The organism is Neisseria macacae ATCC 33926, from assembly GCF_022749495.1.
GTDB classification, from domain to species: Bacteria; Pseudomonadota; Gammaproteobacteria; order Burkholderiales; family Neisseriaceae; genus Neisseria; species Neisseria macacae.
The window spans coordinates 1,893,481-1,910,427 of sequence record NZ_CP094241.1 but is presented as its reverse complement, the minus strand read 5'-3'; the positions used below and the strand labels follow the sequence as shown (position 1 = coordinate 1,910,427).

Sequence of the window (16,947 nt, the reverse complement as noted above, 5' to 3'; positions counted from 1 at the left end):
TTTAGCTGACCTCACGTTAGAAAGGCAAAATCATGAAAACCCTGATCCCCACCCTTATGACCGCAATCATTCTGACCGCCTGTACTTCGCCTGCTGAAAAACCGCAGCCGTCCCAGCCTGTCACGTCGTCTGAAAAACCATCCGAACCGCGTCAAGCGTCAACGCCGGCTTTGGCGGCGAAATGGTTTGTGGTTTCTTTCGACAAATTCACCGAAAAAGATTTGGCGGGCAGAACGGCTTTTTTGGATTTGAGCAAAATGCCCAAGGCTCATGGCAAGATGGGTTGCAATCATTTGACGCTTCAAGCGCAGGAAGCCGGAGCGGGCAAAATTGATTTTGGTCCGATTGCCACGACGATGATGCTGTGTGAAGACATGAAGCTGGAAGAGGCTTTCTTGAACATGAAAAGCGTGTGGAACTATCGTTTCGACGGCAATGATTTGATTTTGGAGCAAAACGGCAAAACCATGCGCCTGCGCCGTCAGCCGTAAAATTTGAGTTTCAGTTCCGCTTAAAGGTCGTCTGAAAACCGGGCAATCAGGTTTTCAGACGACCTTTCGTCAAGCGAACGGGTATAATATAGTGGATTAAATTTAAATCAGGACAAGGCGACGAAGCCGCAGACAGTACAGATAGTACGGAACCGATTCACTTGGTGCTTCAGCACCTTAGAGAATCGTTCTCTTTGAGCTAAGGCGAGGTAACGCCGTACTGGTTTAAAGTTAATCCACTATACCTTCCGTTTCCCATACCGCATACACAAGGAATCCCATTATGGCAGCCTCGCCCGAAGCCAAGTTTACCGAAGAAAAAGTCTTGTGGATTAAACACCATACGCCCAAACTGATGACTTTTGCCATCAGCCGCCCCGAATCCTACCGCTTCTCGGCGGGGCAGTTTTCGCGGCTCGGGTTTCGCGACGGCGAAGGCTTTATCTGGCGCGCGTATTCCGTCGTGTCCGCCGAATACGCCGACACGCTTGAATATTTTGCCGTTTTGATCGAAGGCGGCCCCATGTCCGCGCGGTTTGCCGCCATGAAAGAGGGCGACACCATACTGCTCGACAAAACTGCTACGGGCTTCCTCCTGCCCGAACGCTTTCCCGACGGCAAGGACTTGGTCATGCTCTGCACCGGTTCTGGCATCGCGCCTTTCCTTTCCATCATCGAGCAGCCAGAAATCTGGCAGCGTTTCGACCGCTTGATTTTGGCGCACTCGGTTTCTTTCTCCGGCGAACTGATTTTCAGACGACGTGTTGAAGCGTTGAAAGACCATCCGCTGATTGGCGAATATTTCCACAAATTCCGCTTCATCCCCATTACCACGCGCGAGGAAACCGAAGGCGCGTTGAGCGGCAAGCGCATTCCCGAGCTGCTGAAAAACGGCAGCCTCGAAACATACGCGGGATTCAAGTTCACCAAAGCCGACACGCGCTTTATGGTCTGCGGCAATCCCGCCATGGTCAAAGACACGTTCCAAGCCCTGATGGACTTGGGCTTCGCCATGCACCGCAACCGCATCCCGGGCGAAATCATGATGGAAAACGGGTTTTGAGCCTGATGATCCGGTAAGGTCTTAATATAGTGGATTAACTTTAAACCAGTACGGCGTTGCCTCGCCTTGTCGTACTATTGTACTGTCTGCGGCTTCGTCGCCTTGTCCTGATTTAAATTTAATCCACTATAGAAGCAAAAGAGGTCGTCTGAAAAACGGTTTGCCGTTTCAGACGACCTTTTGTTTGAATGGTTTTTCAGCCGTCGGTGTGGGGCGCGGCTGCTTATTCTTCACGCGGTTCTTCTAAGTAATCCTCCGCCTGTTGTTCGCGGGATTTCTTTTCTTTGTCCTTCTTTTTGTCCTTGTCGGGAATGGCGGCATTGATTAACGCGCCTGTGCCTTTGACGGCGATTTTACCTGCGGTCATGACGGTGGTGGCGGCCAGATTGACGGCGCTGGTAACGATACAGCCGCTGAGTGCCAAACTGAGGAACACGGGAAGAAGAAGGGCTTTTATGTTCATCAATGTTCGCATCCGCATTGATGGTCGTGGTGTCCGCCGCTGCATCCGGAAGCCGCTTCGTGCCAGCTTTCGTCGTCGCCGTCGAATTCTTCCATTTCGTCAAATTCGCCGTTTTCAACCAGCGCGACAAGCTCTTCGAGGCTTTGCGCCCCTTCGACCCAAAAGCAGGGGATATCGGGCGGCGTATCGGGAGCGAGTAGGGCGGCGGTTTGGTCATGCCACGCGATCCAATAGCCGTTTTCGGTGTGGACGAATTGGGCATCGGGATGAATGGTTTCTCCGGTCGTTCCGACCAGCATTCTTTCGGCAATGTCGGCTTGGTAGGGTTGAATCTGCATGATGGGTACCTGTGAACAAAATCAGTTTTAATTGTAACGGAAAATCCATGGCGGATTATAGTGGATTAACTTTAAACCAGTACGGTGTTGCCTCGCCTTAGTTCAAAGAGAACGATTCTCTAAGGTGCTGAAGCACCAAGTGAATCGGTTCCGTACTATCTGTACTGTCTGCGGCTTCGTCGCCTTGTCCTGATTTAAATTTATAGTGGATTAAAATTGCAATGATACGGCGTTGCCAACGCCCTTATGTACTACCCGTACACGGCGGGCGTTGCCGCCTTGTCTCATTTTTATTTTAATCCACTATAATCCACTATAAATCGTCTTTTGAGATGGGGCAAAGCGGGTTTGAATCCGTAGGCGACGGTTTCTGTACAAAAGGTCGTCTGAAAACAAGCGCGGCGGATTGCGTTCAAATATTTGCCCAATAAAAAAGCAGCCCGTTTCAGGCTGCTTTTTGCGTCATGGGATGTAACGCGTCAATCTTATACTACTTCGGCTTTGGTGATGACGACAGGTTCGGTCGGTACGTCGTCGTGGTAGCCGTGGCGTTTGGTGGCGACGCCTTCGATGGCATCGACTACATCAAAACCATCGACGACTTTGCCGAATACGGCGTAGCCCCAGTCTTGGACGACGGTTTTGCCGTACAGCTCTTTGGAACGGAAGTTCAGGAAGGCGTTGTCGGCGGTGTTGATGAAGAATTGCGCGCTGGCGGAATGCGGGTCGGAGGTGCGCGCCATGGCGATGGTGTATTTTTCGTTGGGCAGGCCGTTGGACGCTTCGTTTTGAATCGGCTCGCGTGTTTCTTTTTCGTTCATGTTCTCGTCCATGCCGCCGCCTTGAATCATGAAGCCTTTGATGACGCGGTGGAAGATTACGCCGTCGTAGAAGCCGTCTTTGACGTATTGTTCGAAGTTTTTGGCGGTAACGGGGGCTTTGTCGAAGTCGAGTTCGATTTTGATGTCGCCTTTGTTGGTGTGCAGGATAATCATGGGTTTCCTTTCGTTAAGAATCTTTTTACAAATGGAGCTGGGCGGAAAAACTTCAAGGTCGTCTGAAAAATATTCTTTCAGACGACCTTGGCTAGGGTTTTATGGGTTTACATCAGAATGAAATAAGCCCACAGCGCAACCAATACGATACAAAGGACGTTCAGCAGCAAGCCGACGTTCATCATTTCGCGTTGCTTAATCAAGCCTGTACCGAACACAATCGCGTTGGGCGGCGTGGCAACCGGCAGCATGAACGCGCAAGATGCGCCGATGCCGATGACGAATACCAAGACTTGTTCGGGCAGCCCCATTTGCGTGGCGATGCTGGCGAAAATAGGTACAAGCAGCGCGGCGGAGGCGGTGTTACTGGTGAACTCGGTCAGGAAGATGATGAAGGAGGCGACTACGAAAATCACCAGCAGCGGATGCGCAGCGGTGAAAGTGGTAGCCACCTGCTGACCCAAGGCTTCGGATGCGCCGGAAGATTGCAGCAGCGCGCTCAAGCTGATACCGCCGCCGAAGAGCATCAACACACCCCAGTCGGTGTTGCGGGCGACTTCTTTCCATTGCGCCACGCCGAATACGACGACGGCGACGGCGGCAATCAGGGCGATGACGGTATCGGGGTTGGAAATGCCGAACGCTTCTTTGATTTTGGAACTGAATACCCAGGCAACGGCAGCAGCCAAGAAAATCAACAGCGCGATCACGCGGTGCAGCGTCCAAGGGATAGACTCGGCTTTGACTTCGACGCGCTCGTTCAGATTGGGCTTGAGGATGACGTACATGGAGAACAGCATCAGCGGCAGAATCAACAGCATCATCGGCAGACCGAGCTTCATCCAGCCGACGAAATCCAGATTCAGCGCTTTGGCGGCGATCATGTTCGGCGGCGAACCGACCACGGTACCCAAACCGCCGATACTGGCGCAGTAGGCGATGCCGAGCAGGACGAAGACGTAGGTTTTACGTTCTTTTTCTTGGTCGAGGTGGCTCATCATACCCATTGCCAAAGGCAGCATCATGGCGGCGGTCGCGGTATTGCTGATCCACATGGACAGGAAGGCGGTAACGGCAAACAGCATCAATACGGCGACTTTCATATTGCCGCGCGACAGGCGCAAGAGGTTGACGGCGATTTTGCGGTCGAGGCGCTGCATGTGCAGGGCGGTGGCAAGCGCGAAGCCGCCGAAGAAGATGTAAATCGTCGGGTCGGCAAAGCCCGCCATCGCTTTTTTGATGTCCATATCGGGGAAGCCGAGCACAACGGCGAGAATCGGCACCATCAATGCGGTTACCGTAATGTGGACGGCTTCGGTAAACCAAAGCGCAGCAACGAAAATCAACAGCGCGATGCCTTTGTTGGCATCGGTGCTGTAAGGCAGGATGCTGTAAATGCCGAAACAGACGACGGCGGAGATGATGGTGGTCAGCAGGCCTTTAAAGTCGGTAATCGGCTTTTGCGCACTGAGCAGCTCGACATTCTCAGGATGCTGGGTTTTGTCCTTTGCATGTAAGTCCATGGAGTATTCCTCTGAAACATAACGTGAAATCGCTAAAACCACGGATGCCTGGGCTCATCGCCTAACATTGCTTTTTTATTGATTTCACTGAATCGGTTTTTCTTGTTTCCCGCAGCGGGTTGTTCGCAAGCTTTGGATTTCAAGCAAACAAAGCCGTGCGGCATGGTAATGAGTATATTTGTAATCGGGTGTAGTGTAAATATAATGTTAACAATCGGGCGCGGTTTTTTACGAAAACGGATTGATGGGAAACTAAAAATATCTTTTTGTTGATTTTCAGACGACCTCCTTTGTAGTTAAAGCGTTAAGGTCGTCTGAAATGTCTAAAACATGCCGTTATCGTGATATGATGCCGCATCTTTAACGACGCCGTCACGTCAATGAAAAAAATATTCAAAATCCTCCTGAAAGCCCTGTTGGCATTTATCATCGCCGCCATCCTTTACTTTGCCGCCGCCTACATACTTGGTAAGATTCCGCAGGACAGCATTGAAGCCTCCGACGGCGAGGTAACCCTTTACCTGCACAGCAACGGCGTACACGCCGACATCGTCATGCCGCTTTCAGACGACCTTTTCGACTGGACCAGCATTATCAACCCTGCCGACAGCCCCGCAGGGCAAGGCGATGCCCCCATCCGCTACGTCGGCATAGGTTGGGGCGAGCGCAATTTCTATTTGAAAACGCCGCAGTGGTCGGATTTGACCGCCTCTACGGCAGTACAGGCGTTAAGCGGAGTCAACAGCACGCTGATTCACGCCATCTACTACCGCGAGCCGCCGAGAGAAGGCGAAAATACCGTCAAATTCACCGTCAGCCGCGAACAATACCGCCGCCTGAGTGCCAACCTGATGCGCCATTTCAAGTTGAAAGCGGGCAAAGCCATCCCCGTCGCCGGTGCACATTACAGCGCTGACGACGCATTCTACGAGGCAGAAGGACGCTACCATCTTTTCAATACGTGCAACAGCTGGCTCAACCGCCGCCTGACCGAAAGCGGCATCAACGGCGTCGTTTGGACACCGTTCCCCGATCCGCTGCTCGACAGCCATCGTACCAATACAGCAGAAAAACCATGAAAACCCTGACCATCCGCCATCTCACGCTCGGCAGCGGACAGCCGAAAATCGCCGTTCCCTTGGTTGCCCGAGACGAAGCAGCCTTATCTGCCGCCCTGAAAAACCTCGAACACGCCTGTTTCGATATTATCGAGTTCAGAGCCGACTATTTCGACCAGGTGGGCAACCCCGAATACCTGCTTACCCAAGCCGCCGCCGTACGCCGCGCCTTTCCCGAAACCCCGCTGCTGTTCACCTTCAGACGAGCAGAGGAAGGCGGCGAATACCCTTGCAGCAAAGCGTATTATTTCGAGTTGCTCGATAAAGCCGCCGCTTCAGGCATCATCGACATCATCGACATCGAACTTTCCGCCGGCGAAGGCGAAGTCCGCCAAGCGGTTGCCGCCGCCAAAGCGCACAACACCGCCGTCCTGATGAGCAACCACGATTTCCATCAAACGCCCGCCAAATCGGACATCACAGGTCGTCTGAAAAAAATGGAAGAGGCAGGCGCGGACATCTGCAAAATCGCCGTGATGCCCCAAAGCCCCGCCGATGTCCTGACGCTTTTGGACGCCACTTGGGAAGCCCGTCAAACCGCAAACCGCCCGATTGTTACCATCTCCATGGGCAAGCTCGGACTCGTCAGCCGCGTCGCAGGCTCGACCTTCGGCTCCGCCATCACGTTCGGCACGGCAGGAGCCGCCTCCGCCCCCGGTCAGCTCGATTCCGCCAACCTGAAAAACATCTTGGATGTTTTGGAAAACGGTAACACCGCCGGATAACAATAAATACAAAAAGACAAAAGGTCGTCTGAAACAGCGTTCAGACGACCTTTTTAGGATATTCCGCTATAATGGCGGCAATTTGAATAGAAAAGGAAAGTTATGAACCGTCTGTACCCCCACCCGATTATCGCCCGCGAGGGCTGGCCGTTTATCGGCGGCGGTTTGGTATTGAGTTTGCTGGTGTCTGCCTGCTGCGGCTGGTGGTCGCTGCCGTTTTGGATTTTCACCGTATTTGCCCTGCAATTTTTCCGCGATCCCGCCCGCGAAATCCCGCAAGACCCCGAAGCGATTTTAAGCCCCGTTGACGGGCGCATCGTCGTTGTCGAGCGCGCGCGCGATCCTTACCGTGATACCGAAGCGTTGAAAATCAGCGTGTTCATGAACGTCTTCAACGTCCACTCGCAAAAATCGCCTGCCGACTGCACCGTGACCGCCGTCGAATACAATAAAGGCAAATTCCTCAATGCCGATTTGGACAAAGCCAGTACCGAAAACGAACGCAACGCCGTACTGGCGACTACCGCGTCAGGCCGCGAAATCACCTTCGTCCAAGTCGCAGGTTTAGTTGCCCGCCGTATTTTGTGTTACACCAAAGCAGGCGAGAAACTGACCCGCGGCGAACGTTACGGCTTTATCCGCTTCGGTTCGCGCGTCGATATGTATCTGCCGGTTGACGCGCAGGCACAAGTCGCCATCGGCGACAAAGTCACCGGCGTGCGCACCGTTTTGGCGCGCCTGCCGCTCCAAGCCCCTGAAGCTGCCGCGCCGACTGAAACCACCAGCGCCGCGCAAGCGGAAACGCCCGCTCCGGCGCAAGCTGCTGCCGAAGTAGTCCAATCCGAAATCGAAGCGGCTGCCGATAAAGTCCGCAATGCCGCAGAGCAGTCATTGAAAGACTGACGGCTGAAAGCTGAACAAGAGGTCGTCTGAAAACCTTTTTCAGACGACCTTGTTTTATCAGAAACGGTAAATACGGTATAATTTGAACCCAACACACATTACACCCGACGGATTGATTCCCCGTCGGTTTTCCCTTTTCAGACGACCTGTACCGAATATCAAAAATCCATCCATGACCGCAAAATCCTCTAAAACCGCATCAAAAACTAAAGCCAAAACAAACGCCAAACCGAGCACGCGCCGTCAAAGCCAAACGAAGGTGCAGACAGAGCCGAACAAGGTTTCCGAGCGTTTGAAGGCTGCCAAAGCGCTGCAAAAAAATGAAGAAAAAAAAGCGCGCCCCGAGCATGTCGTCAATCTGATTAACGACGCGCTGTGGCTCTTTGGGCTGATGGTGACGGTCTTCATCGCCATTTCCCTCGCCAGCTTCAAAATGACCGACCCCGCATGGTCGCGCAGCGTGCCGAAATCGGACGACATCGCCAATTTCGGCGGGCTCTTTGGCGCGTATGTTTCCGATGTCGGCTATTATCTTTTTGGACTGTCGTTTTGGTGGTGGATCGCCGCTTCGTGCGTTTTCCTCTATAAAAATTTCCGCCCGCTGCAAAAGCGCGAAAACTACAAATCGTACAACCACGGCGTTGCCGCGCTGGCTTTGTTCCTGCTTTTGGTGTGCAGCCCGATTCTCGAATATTTCACCCTTCAAAATACTTTGGACGAAACCCTGCCTGTCGGTGCGGGCGGTTTGGTCGGCGCTTTGGCTGGTTCGGGCTTGGCTTGGCTGCTGGGCAAATCCGGCAGCCTGCTGATTATGTGTGTCATGCTGCTGCTTTCCGTTTCCTTGCTGGCGCAAGTGTCTTGGCTGGAAGTCATGGCAAAAACAGGACGCAATACCGAAAGCCTGTTTTCAGGCATTTGGGGTCGTCTGAAAAAGGCATTGGGCAGACGCAAGGACGACGGCTCGACTGCCGAAGCCTTGGAAACGGAAAACACCCGCCGCATGGTGAAAGAAGCCAAAAACATCACCGCTACGCCAGTTACTCCGCTTGCAGGCAGCACCAGCAACCGCAAATCCGTTGCGGTCTCCGTCGCGCCACCACCCAAAATTCAGGCTTCCTTGTTTGAAGACAACGAGCCGCAACAGACAGGCGAATACCACAAACCCAGCATGAACCTGCTGCGCCTGCCCAACGGCGAACCCGTCAGCATCAATCCTGCCGAATTAGAGCGCACTGCCGAATTGATTGAATCCAAGTTGGCAGAATTCGGCATCGGCGTGCAAGTCGTTTCCGCCACTTCCGGCCCTGTGATTACGCGTTATGAAATCGAACCCGCGCAAGGCATAAAAGGCAGCCAAATCGTTGCCCTGTCTAAAGATTTGGCGCGTTCCATGTCGCTGCAATCCGTGCGCATCGTGGAAACCATCGCGGGCAAAAACACCATGGGCATCGAGTTGCCCAACGAAAAACGCCAAGACGTGATGTTGAGCGAAATCTTGTCTTCGCCCGTGTTTACTGAAGCCAAATCCAAGCTGACCGTCGCGTTGGGTAAAGACATTTCCGGTACGCCCGTCGTCGGCGACTTGGCAAAAATGCCGCATCTTTTGGTCGCCGGTATGACCGGTTCGGGTAAATCCGTTGGCGTGAACGGTATGATTATGTCCATGCTTTTCAAAGCCACGCCCGACGAAGTCCGCTTCATCATGATAGACCCGAAAATGCTCGAATTGAGTATTTACGACGGCATTCCGCACCTGCTCTGCCCGGTCGTTACCGATATGCGTGAAGCGGGGCAGGCGTTGAACTGGTGTGTCGCCGAAATGGAAAAACGCTACCGCCTGCTTTCCCACGCCGGCGTGCGCAACTTGGAAGGCTTCAACCAAAAAGTCGAAGCCGCCAAAGCATCGGGCAAACCCATGCCCAACCCGTTCAGCCTGAATCCGGACGACCCCGAGCCGCTGGAAAAACTGCCGATGATTGTGGTCGTTATCGACGAGTTGGCAGACCTGATGATGACCGAACGCAAAGCCGTCGAGCAACAAATCGCCCGCCTCGCCCAAAAAGCGCGTGCCGCCGGTATCCATATGATTGTCGCGACCCAACGACCGAGCGTCGATGTCGTCACCGGCTTGATTAAAGCGAATATCCCGACGCGCATGGCGTTTACCGTGCAAAGCAAAATCGACAGCCGCACCATCCTCGACCAAATGGGCGCGGACGAACTGCTGAAATACGGCGACTCCCTGTTCCTGCAACCGGGTAGCGCCGAGCCGACCCGCCTGCAAGGTGCGTTCGTTTCAGACGACGAGGTGCATCAAGTCGTCAACTACGTCAAATCGCAAGCCCCCGCCGACTATGTCGAAGGTTTGCTCAGCGGTGAAGCCGCGCTGGAAACCACCAACATCGTCAATCCAAATGCGGGCAGCGACGAATTGTTCGACCAAGCCGTCGCCTACATTTTGGAAAGCAAAAAAACCTCCATCTCCTCCCTGCAACGCCAGTTGCGCATCGGCTACAACCGCGCAGCCAACCTGATGGAAGCGCTCGAAAACGCCGGTGTCGTTTCCCCCGCAGACATCAACGGCAGCCGCAGGATTCTGGCGCAAAAAGACCAGTTGTAATCTCAATAATTACCAAAGGTCGTCTGAAAACCGGTTATACCTGTTTTCAGACGACCTTTTATGATGTCGGATTCAATACCTTATTTTATCGGGGCAAAATCGGCCCGCCTTTCGGCGATATAGTGGATTAAATTTAAATCAGGACAAGGCGAGGCAACGCCGTGCTGGTTTAAAGTTAATCCACTATATTATCCAGTCAATCAAACATTGTGATATACTAGCCAGCTAATTTTCCTGCCTTTTGCAAGCAACGGACGATAAAGCCCCGATGGGTCGGGGCCGCTTTTGCAGTCATCATTGGCAAAAGGATTCCCATTTTTTATTTAACACAACAAATTAAGGTCTTACGATGAGCGTAACTGTTGAAACTTTAGAAAATCTGGAACGCAAAGTAGTGTTGTCTCTGCCTTGGTCCGAAATCAATGCAGAAACCGATAAAAAACTGAAACAAACCCAACGCCGTGCAAAAATCGACGGTTTCCGTCCGGGTAAAGCACCTTTAAAAATGATTGCACAAATGTACGGTGCAAGCGCTCAAAATGATGTCATCAATGAAATGGTCCAACGCCGCTTCTACGATGTTGCCGTTGCCCAAGAATTGAAAGTTGCCGGCTATCCGCGTTTCGAAGGCGTTGAAGAACAAGACGATAAAGAATCCCTGAAAATCGCTGCGATTTTCGAAGTGTTCCCTGAAGTCGTTATCGGCGATTTGTCTGCACAAGAAGTCGAAAAAGTAACCGCTTCCGTCGGCGATGCCGAAGTGGACCAAACCGTAGAAATCTTGCGCAAACAACGCACCCGCTTCAACCATGTTGAACGCGAAGCCCAAAACGGCGACCGCGTCATCATCGACTTCGAAGGCAAAATCGACGGCGAACCTTTCGCCGGCGGCGCATCCAAAAACTACGCCTTCGTATTGGGCGCAGGTCAAATGTTGCCTGAATTTGAAGCCGGCGTAGTCGGCATGAAGGCAGGCGAAAGCAAAGACGTTACCGTCAACTTCCCTGAAGACTACCACGGTAAAGACGTTGCCGGTAAATCCGCTGTCTTCACCATCACATTGAACAACGTATCCGAACCCACCCTGCCCGAAGTTGATGCCGACTTCGCCAAAGCATTGGGTATCGCTGACGGCGACGTTGCCAAAATGCGCGAAGAAGTGAAGAAAAACGTAGGCCGCGAAGTTGAGCGCCGCGTAAACGAACAAACCAAAGAATCTGTAATGAACGCGCTGCTCAAAGCCGTAGAGCTGAAAGCGCCTGTTGCTTTGGTAAATGAAGAAGCCGCCCGCTTGGCAAACGAAATGAAACAAAACTTCGTCAACCAAGGCATGGCTGACGCTGCCAACTTGGATCTGCCTTTGGATATGTTCAAAGAGCAAGCCGAACGCCGCGTATCTTTGGGTCTGATTTTGGCCAAACTGGTTGAAGAAAACAAACTGGAACCGACTGAAGAGCAAATCAAAGCCGTTGTTGCCAACTTCGCAGAAAGCTACGAAGATCCTCAAGAAGTGATCGACTGGTACTACGCAGAGCCTTCCCGCCTGCAAGGTCCGACTTCTTTGGCAGTAGAAAGCAACGTCGTTGATTTCGTTTTGGGCAAAGCCAAAGTAACCGAAAAAGCTTTGTCTTTTGACGAAGTGATGGGCGCACAAGCCTAATCATCTTCAAAAGGTCGTCTGAAACAGGCAACTTGAAAGCACCAAAGCACCCCTTTGGTGCTTTCGCAACATTGACAGGAGACAAAAATGTCCTTCGATTTCAATAATTACCTCGTTCCTACCGTTATCGAACAAAGCGGCCGCGGCGAGCGTGCATTTGATATTTACTCGCGCCTTTTGAAAGAGCGCATCGTATTTTTGGTCGGTCCGGTAACCGACGAGTCCGCCAATCTGGTGGTTGCCCAGCTGTTGTTTTTGGAAAGTGAAAATCCGGACAAAGATATTTTCTTCTACATCAATTCCCCCGGCGGCTCGGTAACGGCAGGCATGTCGATTTACGACACCATGAATTTCATCAAGCCCAACGTCTCCACTTTGTGCTTGGGACAAGCGGCAAGCATGGGCGCATTCCTGCTCTCGGCAGGCGAAAAAGGCAAACGTTTCGCCCTGCCCAACAGCCGTATCATGATTCACCAGCCTTTAATCAGCGGCGGTTTGGGCGGTCAGGCATCCGACATTGAAATCCATGCCCGCGAGCTGTTGAAAATCAAAGAGAAACTCAACCGCCTGATGGCGAAACACTGCGGCCGCGACTTGGCAGATTTGGAACGTGACACCGACCGCGACAACTTCATGTCCGCCGAAGAAGCCAAAGAATATGGTCTTATTGACCAAGTTCTGGAAAATCGCGCTTCTTTGCAGGCTTAAATGTTTGATTTCGGCGATTTGAACACACGCGGACAGAAGACGCGCTGATTATTCCGCTATTTCGCCTGTACAACGGAGCGGCTGTTTTTGATGAAACTGCTTGGGTAAGGAAAGAGCGGTTTTGTTGAAGCGTCGCTAGCGGCGGTGTTTAAATGGAGTTGACGAAAAGGTCGTCTGAAAACTTGAAAAACAGGTTTTCAGACGACCTTTTTGATTTGCCGTATTGGAATTGAGATTACGTTAACGACGTTGGTTCGTTTTTGTTTTGTGCCGATAGATGAAGAATCCCGCTGTATGCCTTATTCCGTAAAGAAAGTATGCGCGCCGAGATAATGTTTAGCGTAATACGGGCTGGAGAGTTTTTCGGTTTTGATGGTTTTGCCGCTGCTTGGGGCGTGGATAAATTCGCCGTTGCCGATGTAGAGGCCGACATGGGAATATTGGGATGAACCGCCGGTGTTGAAAAAGACGAGGTCGCCGGCTTTTAATTGGTTGTCGGGGATTTTGCGGCTGGCTGCCGCCATGTCGCGGGCGGTTCGCGGGAGGCTGACATCGAGGGCGTTTTTATAGACGAATTGAATCATGCCGCTGCAATCGAAGCCGGTGGCAGTGCTGCTGCCGCCCCATCTGTAAGGCGTGCCGATTAGCCCCATGCTGTGCAGCATAAGTTCTTGCGAGCCTTGAGTGCGGTCGATGTTGCTGATGCGGATGGGTTGGACTGTTCGGACGGTGGTGTGGGTTTTGGTCTTCGGGTGATGTTTGCCGGAAAAAAGGCCGCAGGAGGCGAGGGGCAGGATGATGGCGGCGGTCAGGACGGTGCGGATAATCGGTTTCATGGGATTCCTTTTTAGGGACGTTTCAGACGAGGTTTGACAAGAGGTCGTCTGAAAAAGGTTTTTCTATAGTGGATTAACTTTAAACCAGCACGGCGTTGCCTCGCCTTAGCTCAAAGAGAACGATTCTCTAAGGTGCTGAAGCACCAAGTGAATCGGTTCAGTACTATCTGTACTGTCTGCGGCTTCGTCGCCTTGTCCTGGTTTAAAGTTAATCCACTATATTTGTGTGATGGTTTTGTCCGTATTTTTGTCTTGAGGTCGTCTGAAAACTTGAAATACAGGTTTTCAGACGACCTTTCGTTTGGGTTTTACAGCAATCCTTCTATCGGCAGGATGGAGAGGATTTTGGAGGTAACGCGTTTCCAGAATTTGGCTTCCGGTTCAGCGGAGTAGGTTTTTTGGGTGGTGGGGTCGTACCAGTGAAGTTTGTTGTATTTGTCGAGGGTAACCTGATAGGCGTATTTCGGGGTGGTATTGACGAGGGTGCGCTGCATTTCGCCTGCGATTTTGGGGCTTTCGAGGACGACGCCCATTTCGGTGTTGAGTCTGGCGGAGCGCGGGTCGAGATTGAATGAGCCGATGAAGACGCGTTTTTCGTCCACGATAAAGGTTTTGGCGTGCAGGCTGGTGGCGGAGCTGCCGGTCAGGCCGCGGTCTTTGGTGGTGGGGACGGCGTGGTTGGGTTGCAGCTCGTAGAGTTTAACACCGGCTTTGAGCAGGGGTTTTCGGTATTTGACGTAGCCTGAATGGACGGCGGCGACATCGGTCGCTTGGAGCGAGTTGGTCAGGACGGTTACGTCCACGCCGTTTTGGACGAGTTGGTCGAGCGCGCGCACGCCTGATTTGGTGGGAACGAAATAGGGCGAAACGAGATAGACGCTTTTTTCGGGCGTTTTCAGAGCGTCCTGCATGCGGTCGAAAATGGGCGGTTTGTGGCGGTCGCGGTCCAGCCCTTTGGCGGGGTCGTCGCTGATCAGGCGGGTGTGGACGCTTTGCCAGTCTATGCTGTTGCTCTGCATTTTTTTGTAGAGTTCGGAATTTTCGATGCTGCTGCGGTAGCGGCTGAGGGTTTCGTTTTTGTCTTTGTCGTTGTAACCCAGCTCTTGGAAGCCTTTTTCGATATCGCCTTTTTTGATAATGCTGGCGACAGTGTAGGAGGAATGGCTTGCCCAATAGCGGTCGAAGTCTTGGGAAACTTCGGTCACGACGCGGCCGGTGGCGAGGATGTCGAGGTCGGCAAAGATGGTGTCTTCGCCGACTTTAAAATATTCGTCGCCGATATTGCGCCCGCCGAGGATGGTGGCGCGGTTGTCTGCGGTGAAGGATTTGTTGTGCATCCGGCGGTTGAGGCGCGGGAAGTCGGTCAAATAGCCCAGCGCGCGCCATTTGCGGCGGACGAAGGGGTTGAACAGGCGGATTTCGATATTGGGATGGCTGTCGAGGGCGAGCAGGACGTTGTCCAGACCGTTGGTGTTGTTGTCGTCCAGCAGCAGGCGCACGCGCACGCCGCGTTCGGCGGCCCGGTGGATCAGGTTGAACATGAGCTTGCCGGAGATGTCGTTGTGCCAGATGTAGTATTGGAGGTCCAGGGTGTGGTCGGCGGCTTCAATCAGGGCGGCGCGGGCGACGAAGGCTTCGTGCGCGTCGTTGAGCAGATAGACATTGGAAATATCGCCGCCGGTTTTGGCAGTGGCGGTGTTGAGCAGAGCATCCATGCGCGGGGCGGAACGGATGTCGAGGTAGTGGCTTTCAGGGCGATCGTCCAGTGAGGGCAGGCCGGCGCAACCTGTCAGAAAAACCGGAAGCATAAGGATGAGATGGATTTTTTTCATTCTTGAGGGCGTTTCAGACGACCTTTTTCGCTGAAACGGTATTTTTATTTAGAAGGGTCGTCTGAAAAGAAGTTCGATGTTTATACGGTTCGCATTTTAACCTATTTTTTTGAAGTCGTTAGGTTGCGTCCGTCGGAAATGTGCAGGCGGCTGAATATGGTGCTGGAGACGAGTGTAATCAAACCGATGGAAAGCAGGGTAAGGCGGAATGAGAGGTGGAGGTTGCCTGCGGTGAAGCTGCTTTGCGACCAGTTTTGCAGGATAAGCGCGCCGAGCGCAATGCCGAGGCTGATGGCGAGTTGTTGGTTGACCGCCATCAGGCTGTTGCCGCTGCCGGTTTGGTGCGCGCGCAGGTCGGCGATGGTCAGGGTGTTCATGGCGGAAAACTGGATGGAGTTGCAGGTGCCGATGAGGAGCAGCAGGACTATCCAGACGCTTAAGGACGTGTCGGCGTCGGGTAGGGCAAGCAGCATAATCAGTATGGCGAGGAGGCGCGTGTTCCAAATCAACACGTTGCGGTAGCCGAAGCGCGACATCAGGGGCTTGATGAGCGGTTTGACAACAAGCGAGGCGAAAGCGACGGGCGCGACCAGCCAGCCAGATACGCTGGCGGCAAAGCCGAACGCGACTTGAAACAATAGCGGCAGCAAAAAAGGGATGGAACTGATGCCGAGCCGGCTGAACAGATTGCCTGTCAGACCCAGCCGGAAGGTGCGGACTTGGAACAAATCCGCCGCATAAATCGGGTTGGCGGCGGTTTTCATGTGGCGGTAGTAGAGCAGGGCGAATGCCGTACCGCCGAGCGCGAGCAAGAGTGAAAACCAAACCGCGCCAGAGTGGGACACCATTTCCACCGCCAACATCAAGAGACACGCCGCCGAAGTGAAAGTCAGGTAGCCACTCAAGTCCAGAATCGTATTTTCGCCTTTGACATCGGGCATAATCCGCCAGCCCAGCAAGACGCCGAGCAGCCCTATGGGCAGGTTCATCAGGAAAATCCAATGCCAAGATGCGTATTCAACCAAATAGCCGCCGACCAAAGGTCCGAATATCGGGCCGATCAGCGCGGGCATCACGGCATAGTTGATGGCGTTGAGCAGTTGGGATTTGTCGTACACACGCAAAATCGTCAGGCGCGGTACGGGTACCAACATCGACCCGCCTATGCCCTGAATCACCCGCGCCATCACCAGCATGGGCAGATTGGCTGCCGCCGCACACAATGCCGATCCGAGCATGAAAATGCCGATTGAACCGAAAAATACGTTTTTAGTGTCGAACCTGTCCACCAAATAGCCGCTTAAAGGAATCAGCAGGGCAACGGTCAGCGTATAGGAGATCGCCGCCAGCTGCATATTGAGCGGCGATACATTGAAATCTTTGGCGATTTCGGGCAGGGCGGTGTTCAGAATCGTTGCGTCCAGCATTTGCATGAAAATCGCAATCGCCAACAGTAGGGGCAGCCATTGGGACGGGCGGACGGGCGGCGTTTCCGAAACGTTTGATTCGGTTTTGTTCATAGGGATGAATTGTAACTGATTTGGCAGGAGGTCGTCTGAAAGGCGGCTTGGTGTTTTTCAGGCTTTGGGATGAGAACCGGATGACTGTTGAATGAATGGATTTTTGACAGATTTGTTGACTGGAGGATGAAGAAACGAACGGCTTGCGCCTA

The 16,947-nt window shown here is 52.9% G+C and carries 15 protein-coding genes; 8 read left to right on the top strand and 7 right to left on the bottom strand.

Annotation, left to right across the window (positions count from 1 at the left end; translation table 11 throughout):
• The first annotated feature begins 32 nt into the window (after positions 1-32).
• Together MON40_RS09160 and MON40_RS09155 are read left to right on the top strand one after the other, a co-directional pair.
• Positions 33-491 carry an META domain-containing protein gene (locus MON40_RS09160; RefSeq protein WP_003777679.1) on the top strand — a complete coding sequence of 153 codons (459 nt, stop codon included), beginning with the start codon at positions 33-35 and terminating at the stop codon, positions 489-491.
• A gap of 283 nt (positions 492-774) precedes the next feature.
• Entirely contained in the window at positions 775-1,554 is a 780-nt protein-coding gene (locus MON40_RS09155) for a ferredoxin--NADP reductase (RefSeq protein WP_003777681.1), read from the top strand.
• 223 nt (positions 1,555-1,777) lie between these two features.
• On the opposite strand, the gene MON40_RS09150 is transcribed toward MON40_RS09155, so the two are convergent.
• The 4 genes from MON40_RS09150 to MON40_RS09135 all read right to left on the bottom strand — a co-directional run bounded on the left by MON40_RS09150 (position 1,778) and on the right by MON40_RS09135 (position 4,873).
• Positions 1,778-2,017: an NF038104 family lipoprotein gene (locus MON40_RS09150; RefSeq protein ID WP_003777683.1), complete on the bottom strand. Its 240-nt coding sequence runs from the start codon at positions 2,015-2,017 to the stop codon at positions 1,778-1,780.
• On the bottom strand, positions 2,017-2,355 hold the full coding sequence (locus tag MON40_RS09145) for a hypothetical protein (protein ID WP_003777686.1): 339 nt from the start codon (positions 2,353-2,355) through the stop codon (positions 2,017-2,019). The genes MON40_RS09150 and MON40_RS09145 overlap by 1 nt, the downstream gene beginning before the upstream one ends.
• 485 nt (positions 2,356-2,840) lie before the next feature.
• The gene (locus MON40_RS09140; protein ID WP_003743061.1) at positions 2,841-3,350 is read right to left on the bottom strand and encodes a peptidylprolyl isomerase; all 510 of its coding nucleotides are present in this window, start codon (positions 3,348-3,350) and stop codon (positions 2,841-2,843) included.
• A gap of 107 nt (positions 3,351-3,457) precedes the next feature.
• Positions 3,458-4,873, bottom strand: coding sequence for an SLC13 family permease (locus tag MON40_RS09135; RefSeq protein ID WP_003777693.1), 1,416 nt, complete (start codon positions 4,871-4,873; stop codon positions 3,458-3,460).
• Between the two features lie 380 nt (positions 4,874-5,253).
• Here MON40_RS09135 and MON40_RS09130 point away from each other — a divergent pair, with 380 nt between their 5' ends.
• The 6 genes from MON40_RS09130 (at position 5,254) to clpP (ending at position 12,607) form a co-directional block, all read left to right on the top strand.
• Positions 5,254-5,952, top strand: coding sequence for a TIGR02117 family protein (locus MON40_RS09130; RefSeq protein ID WP_003777695.1), 699 nt, complete (start codon positions 5,254-5,256; stop codon positions 5,950-5,952).
• Positions 5,949-6,716 (top strand): type I 3-dehydroquinate dehydratase, encoded by a 768-nt coding sequence (aroD, locus tag MON40_RS09125; RefSeq protein WP_003777697.1) that lies wholly within the window; start codon positions 5,949-5,951, stop codon positions 6,714-6,716. The genes MON40_RS09130 and aroD overlap by 4 nt, the downstream gene beginning before the upstream one ends.
• A 102-nt stretch (positions 6,717-6,818) precedes the next feature.
• Positions 6,819-7,619 (top strand): phosphatidylserine decarboxylase, encoded by an 801-nt coding sequence (locus MON40_RS09120; protein WP_003777701.1) that lies wholly within the window; start codon positions 6,819-6,821, stop codon positions 7,617-7,619.
• Positions 7,620-7,791: 172 nt separating this feature from the next.
• The gene (locus tag MON40_RS09115) at positions 7,792-10,239 is read left to right on the top strand and encodes a DNA translocase FtsK (RefSeq protein ID WP_003777702.1); all 2,448 of its coding nucleotides are present in this window, start codon (positions 7,792-7,794) and stop codon (positions 10,237-10,239) included.
• A 349-nt stretch (positions 10,240-10,588) separates the two neighbouring features.
• On the top strand, positions 10,589-11,899 hold the full coding sequence (gene tig, locus MON40_RS09110; protein WP_003762579.1) for a trigger factor: 1,311 nt from the start codon (positions 10,589-10,591) through the stop codon (positions 11,897-11,899).
• Positions 11,900-11,986: 87 nt separating this feature from the next.
• Positions 11,987-12,607 (top strand): ATP-dependent Clp endopeptidase proteolytic subunit ClpP, encoded by a 621-nt coding sequence (clpP, locus tag MON40_RS09105; RefSeq protein ID WP_003760163.1) that lies wholly within the window; start codon positions 11,987-11,989, stop codon positions 12,605-12,607.
• Between the two features lie 299 nt (positions 12,608-12,906).
• On the opposite strand, the gene MON40_RS09100 is transcribed toward clpP, so the two are convergent.
• The 3 genes from MON40_RS09100 to MON40_RS09090 all read right to left on the bottom strand — a co-directional run bounded on the left by MON40_RS09100 (position 12,907) and on the right by MON40_RS09090 (position 16,795).
• Positions 12,907-13,443: a C40 family peptidase gene (locus MON40_RS09100; protein ID WP_003777705.1), complete on the bottom strand. Its 537-nt coding sequence runs from the start codon at positions 13,441-13,443 to the stop codon at positions 12,907-12,909.
• 308 nt (positions 13,444-13,751) lie between these two features.
• Positions 13,752-15,275, bottom strand: coding sequence for a phospholipase D family protein (locus MON40_RS09095; protein WP_003777707.1), 1,524 nt, complete (start codon positions 15,273-15,275; stop codon positions 13,752-13,754).
• Between the two features lie 101 nt (positions 15,276-15,376).
• The gene (locus tag MON40_RS09090; RefSeq protein ID WP_003777708.1) at positions 15,377-16,795 is read right to left on the bottom strand and encodes an MFS transporter; all 1,419 of its coding nucleotides are present in this window, start codon (positions 16,793-16,795) and stop codon (positions 15,377-15,379) included.
• Positions 16,796-16,947: the final 152 nt, after the last annotated feature.

What these genes read in the sequence shown, in the direction of transcription:
- MON40_RS09150 (WP_003777683.1), bottom strand. Translation starts at nt 2,017, where the DNA reads ATGAACATAAAAGCCCTTCTTCTTCCCGTGTTCCTCAGTTTGGCACTC.
- clpP (WP_003760163.1), top strand. Translation starts at nt 11,987, where the DNA reads ATGTCCTTCGATTTCAATAATTACCTCGTTCCTACCGTTATCGAACAA.
- MON40_RS09090 (WP_003777708.1), bottom strand. Translation starts at nt 16,795, where the DNA reads ATGAACAAAACCGAATCAAACGTTTCGGAAACGCCGCCCGTCCGCCCG.
- MON40_RS09145 (WP_003777686.1), bottom strand. Translation starts at nt 2,355, where the DNA reads ATGCAGATTCAACCCTACCAAGCCGACATTGCCGAAAGAATGCTGGTC.
- MON40_RS09100 (WP_003777705.1), bottom strand. Translation starts at nt 13,443, where the DNA reads ATGAAACCGATTATCCGCACCGTCCTGACCGCCGCCATCATCCTGCCC.
- MON40_RS09160 (WP_003777679.1), top strand. Translation starts at nt 33, where the DNA reads ATGAAAACCCTGATCCCCACCCTTATGACCGCAATCATTCTGACCGCC.
- aroD (WP_003777697.1), top strand. Translation starts at nt 5,949, where the DNA reads ATGAAAACCCTGACCATCCGCCATCTCACGCTCGGCAGCGGACAGCCG.
- MON40_RS09095 (WP_003777707.1), bottom strand. Translation starts at nt 15,275, where the DNA reads ATGAAAAAAATCCATCTCATCCTTATGCTTCCGGTTTTTCTGACAGGT.
- MON40_RS09155 (WP_003777681.1), top strand. Translation starts at nt 775, where the DNA reads ATGGCAGCCTCGCCCGAAGCCAAGTTTACCGAAGAAAAAGTCTTGTGG.
- MON40_RS09135 (WP_003777693.1), bottom strand. Translation starts at nt 4,873, where the DNA reads ATGGACTTACATGCAAAGGACAAAACCCAGCATCCTGAGAATGTCGAG.
- MON40_RS09120 (WP_003777701.1), top strand. Translation starts at nt 6,819, where the DNA reads ATGAACCGTCTGTACCCCCACCCGATTATCGCCCGCGAGGGCTGGCCG.
- MON40_RS09115 (WP_003777702.1), top strand. Translation starts at nt 7,792, where the DNA reads ATGACCGCAAAATCCTCTAAAACCGCATCAAAAACTAAAGCCAAAACA.
- tig (WP_003762579.1), top strand. Translation starts at nt 10,589, where the DNA reads ATGAGCGTAACTGTTGAAACTTTAGAAAATCTGGAACGCAAAGTAGTG.
- MON40_RS09130 (WP_003777695.1), top strand. Translation starts at nt 5,254, where the DNA reads ATGAAAAAAATATTCAAAATCCTCCTGAAAGCCCTGTTGGCATTTATC.
- MON40_RS09140 (WP_003743061.1), bottom strand. Translation starts at nt 3,350, where the DNA reads ATGATTATCCTGCACACCAACAAAGGCGACATCAAAATCGAACTCGAC.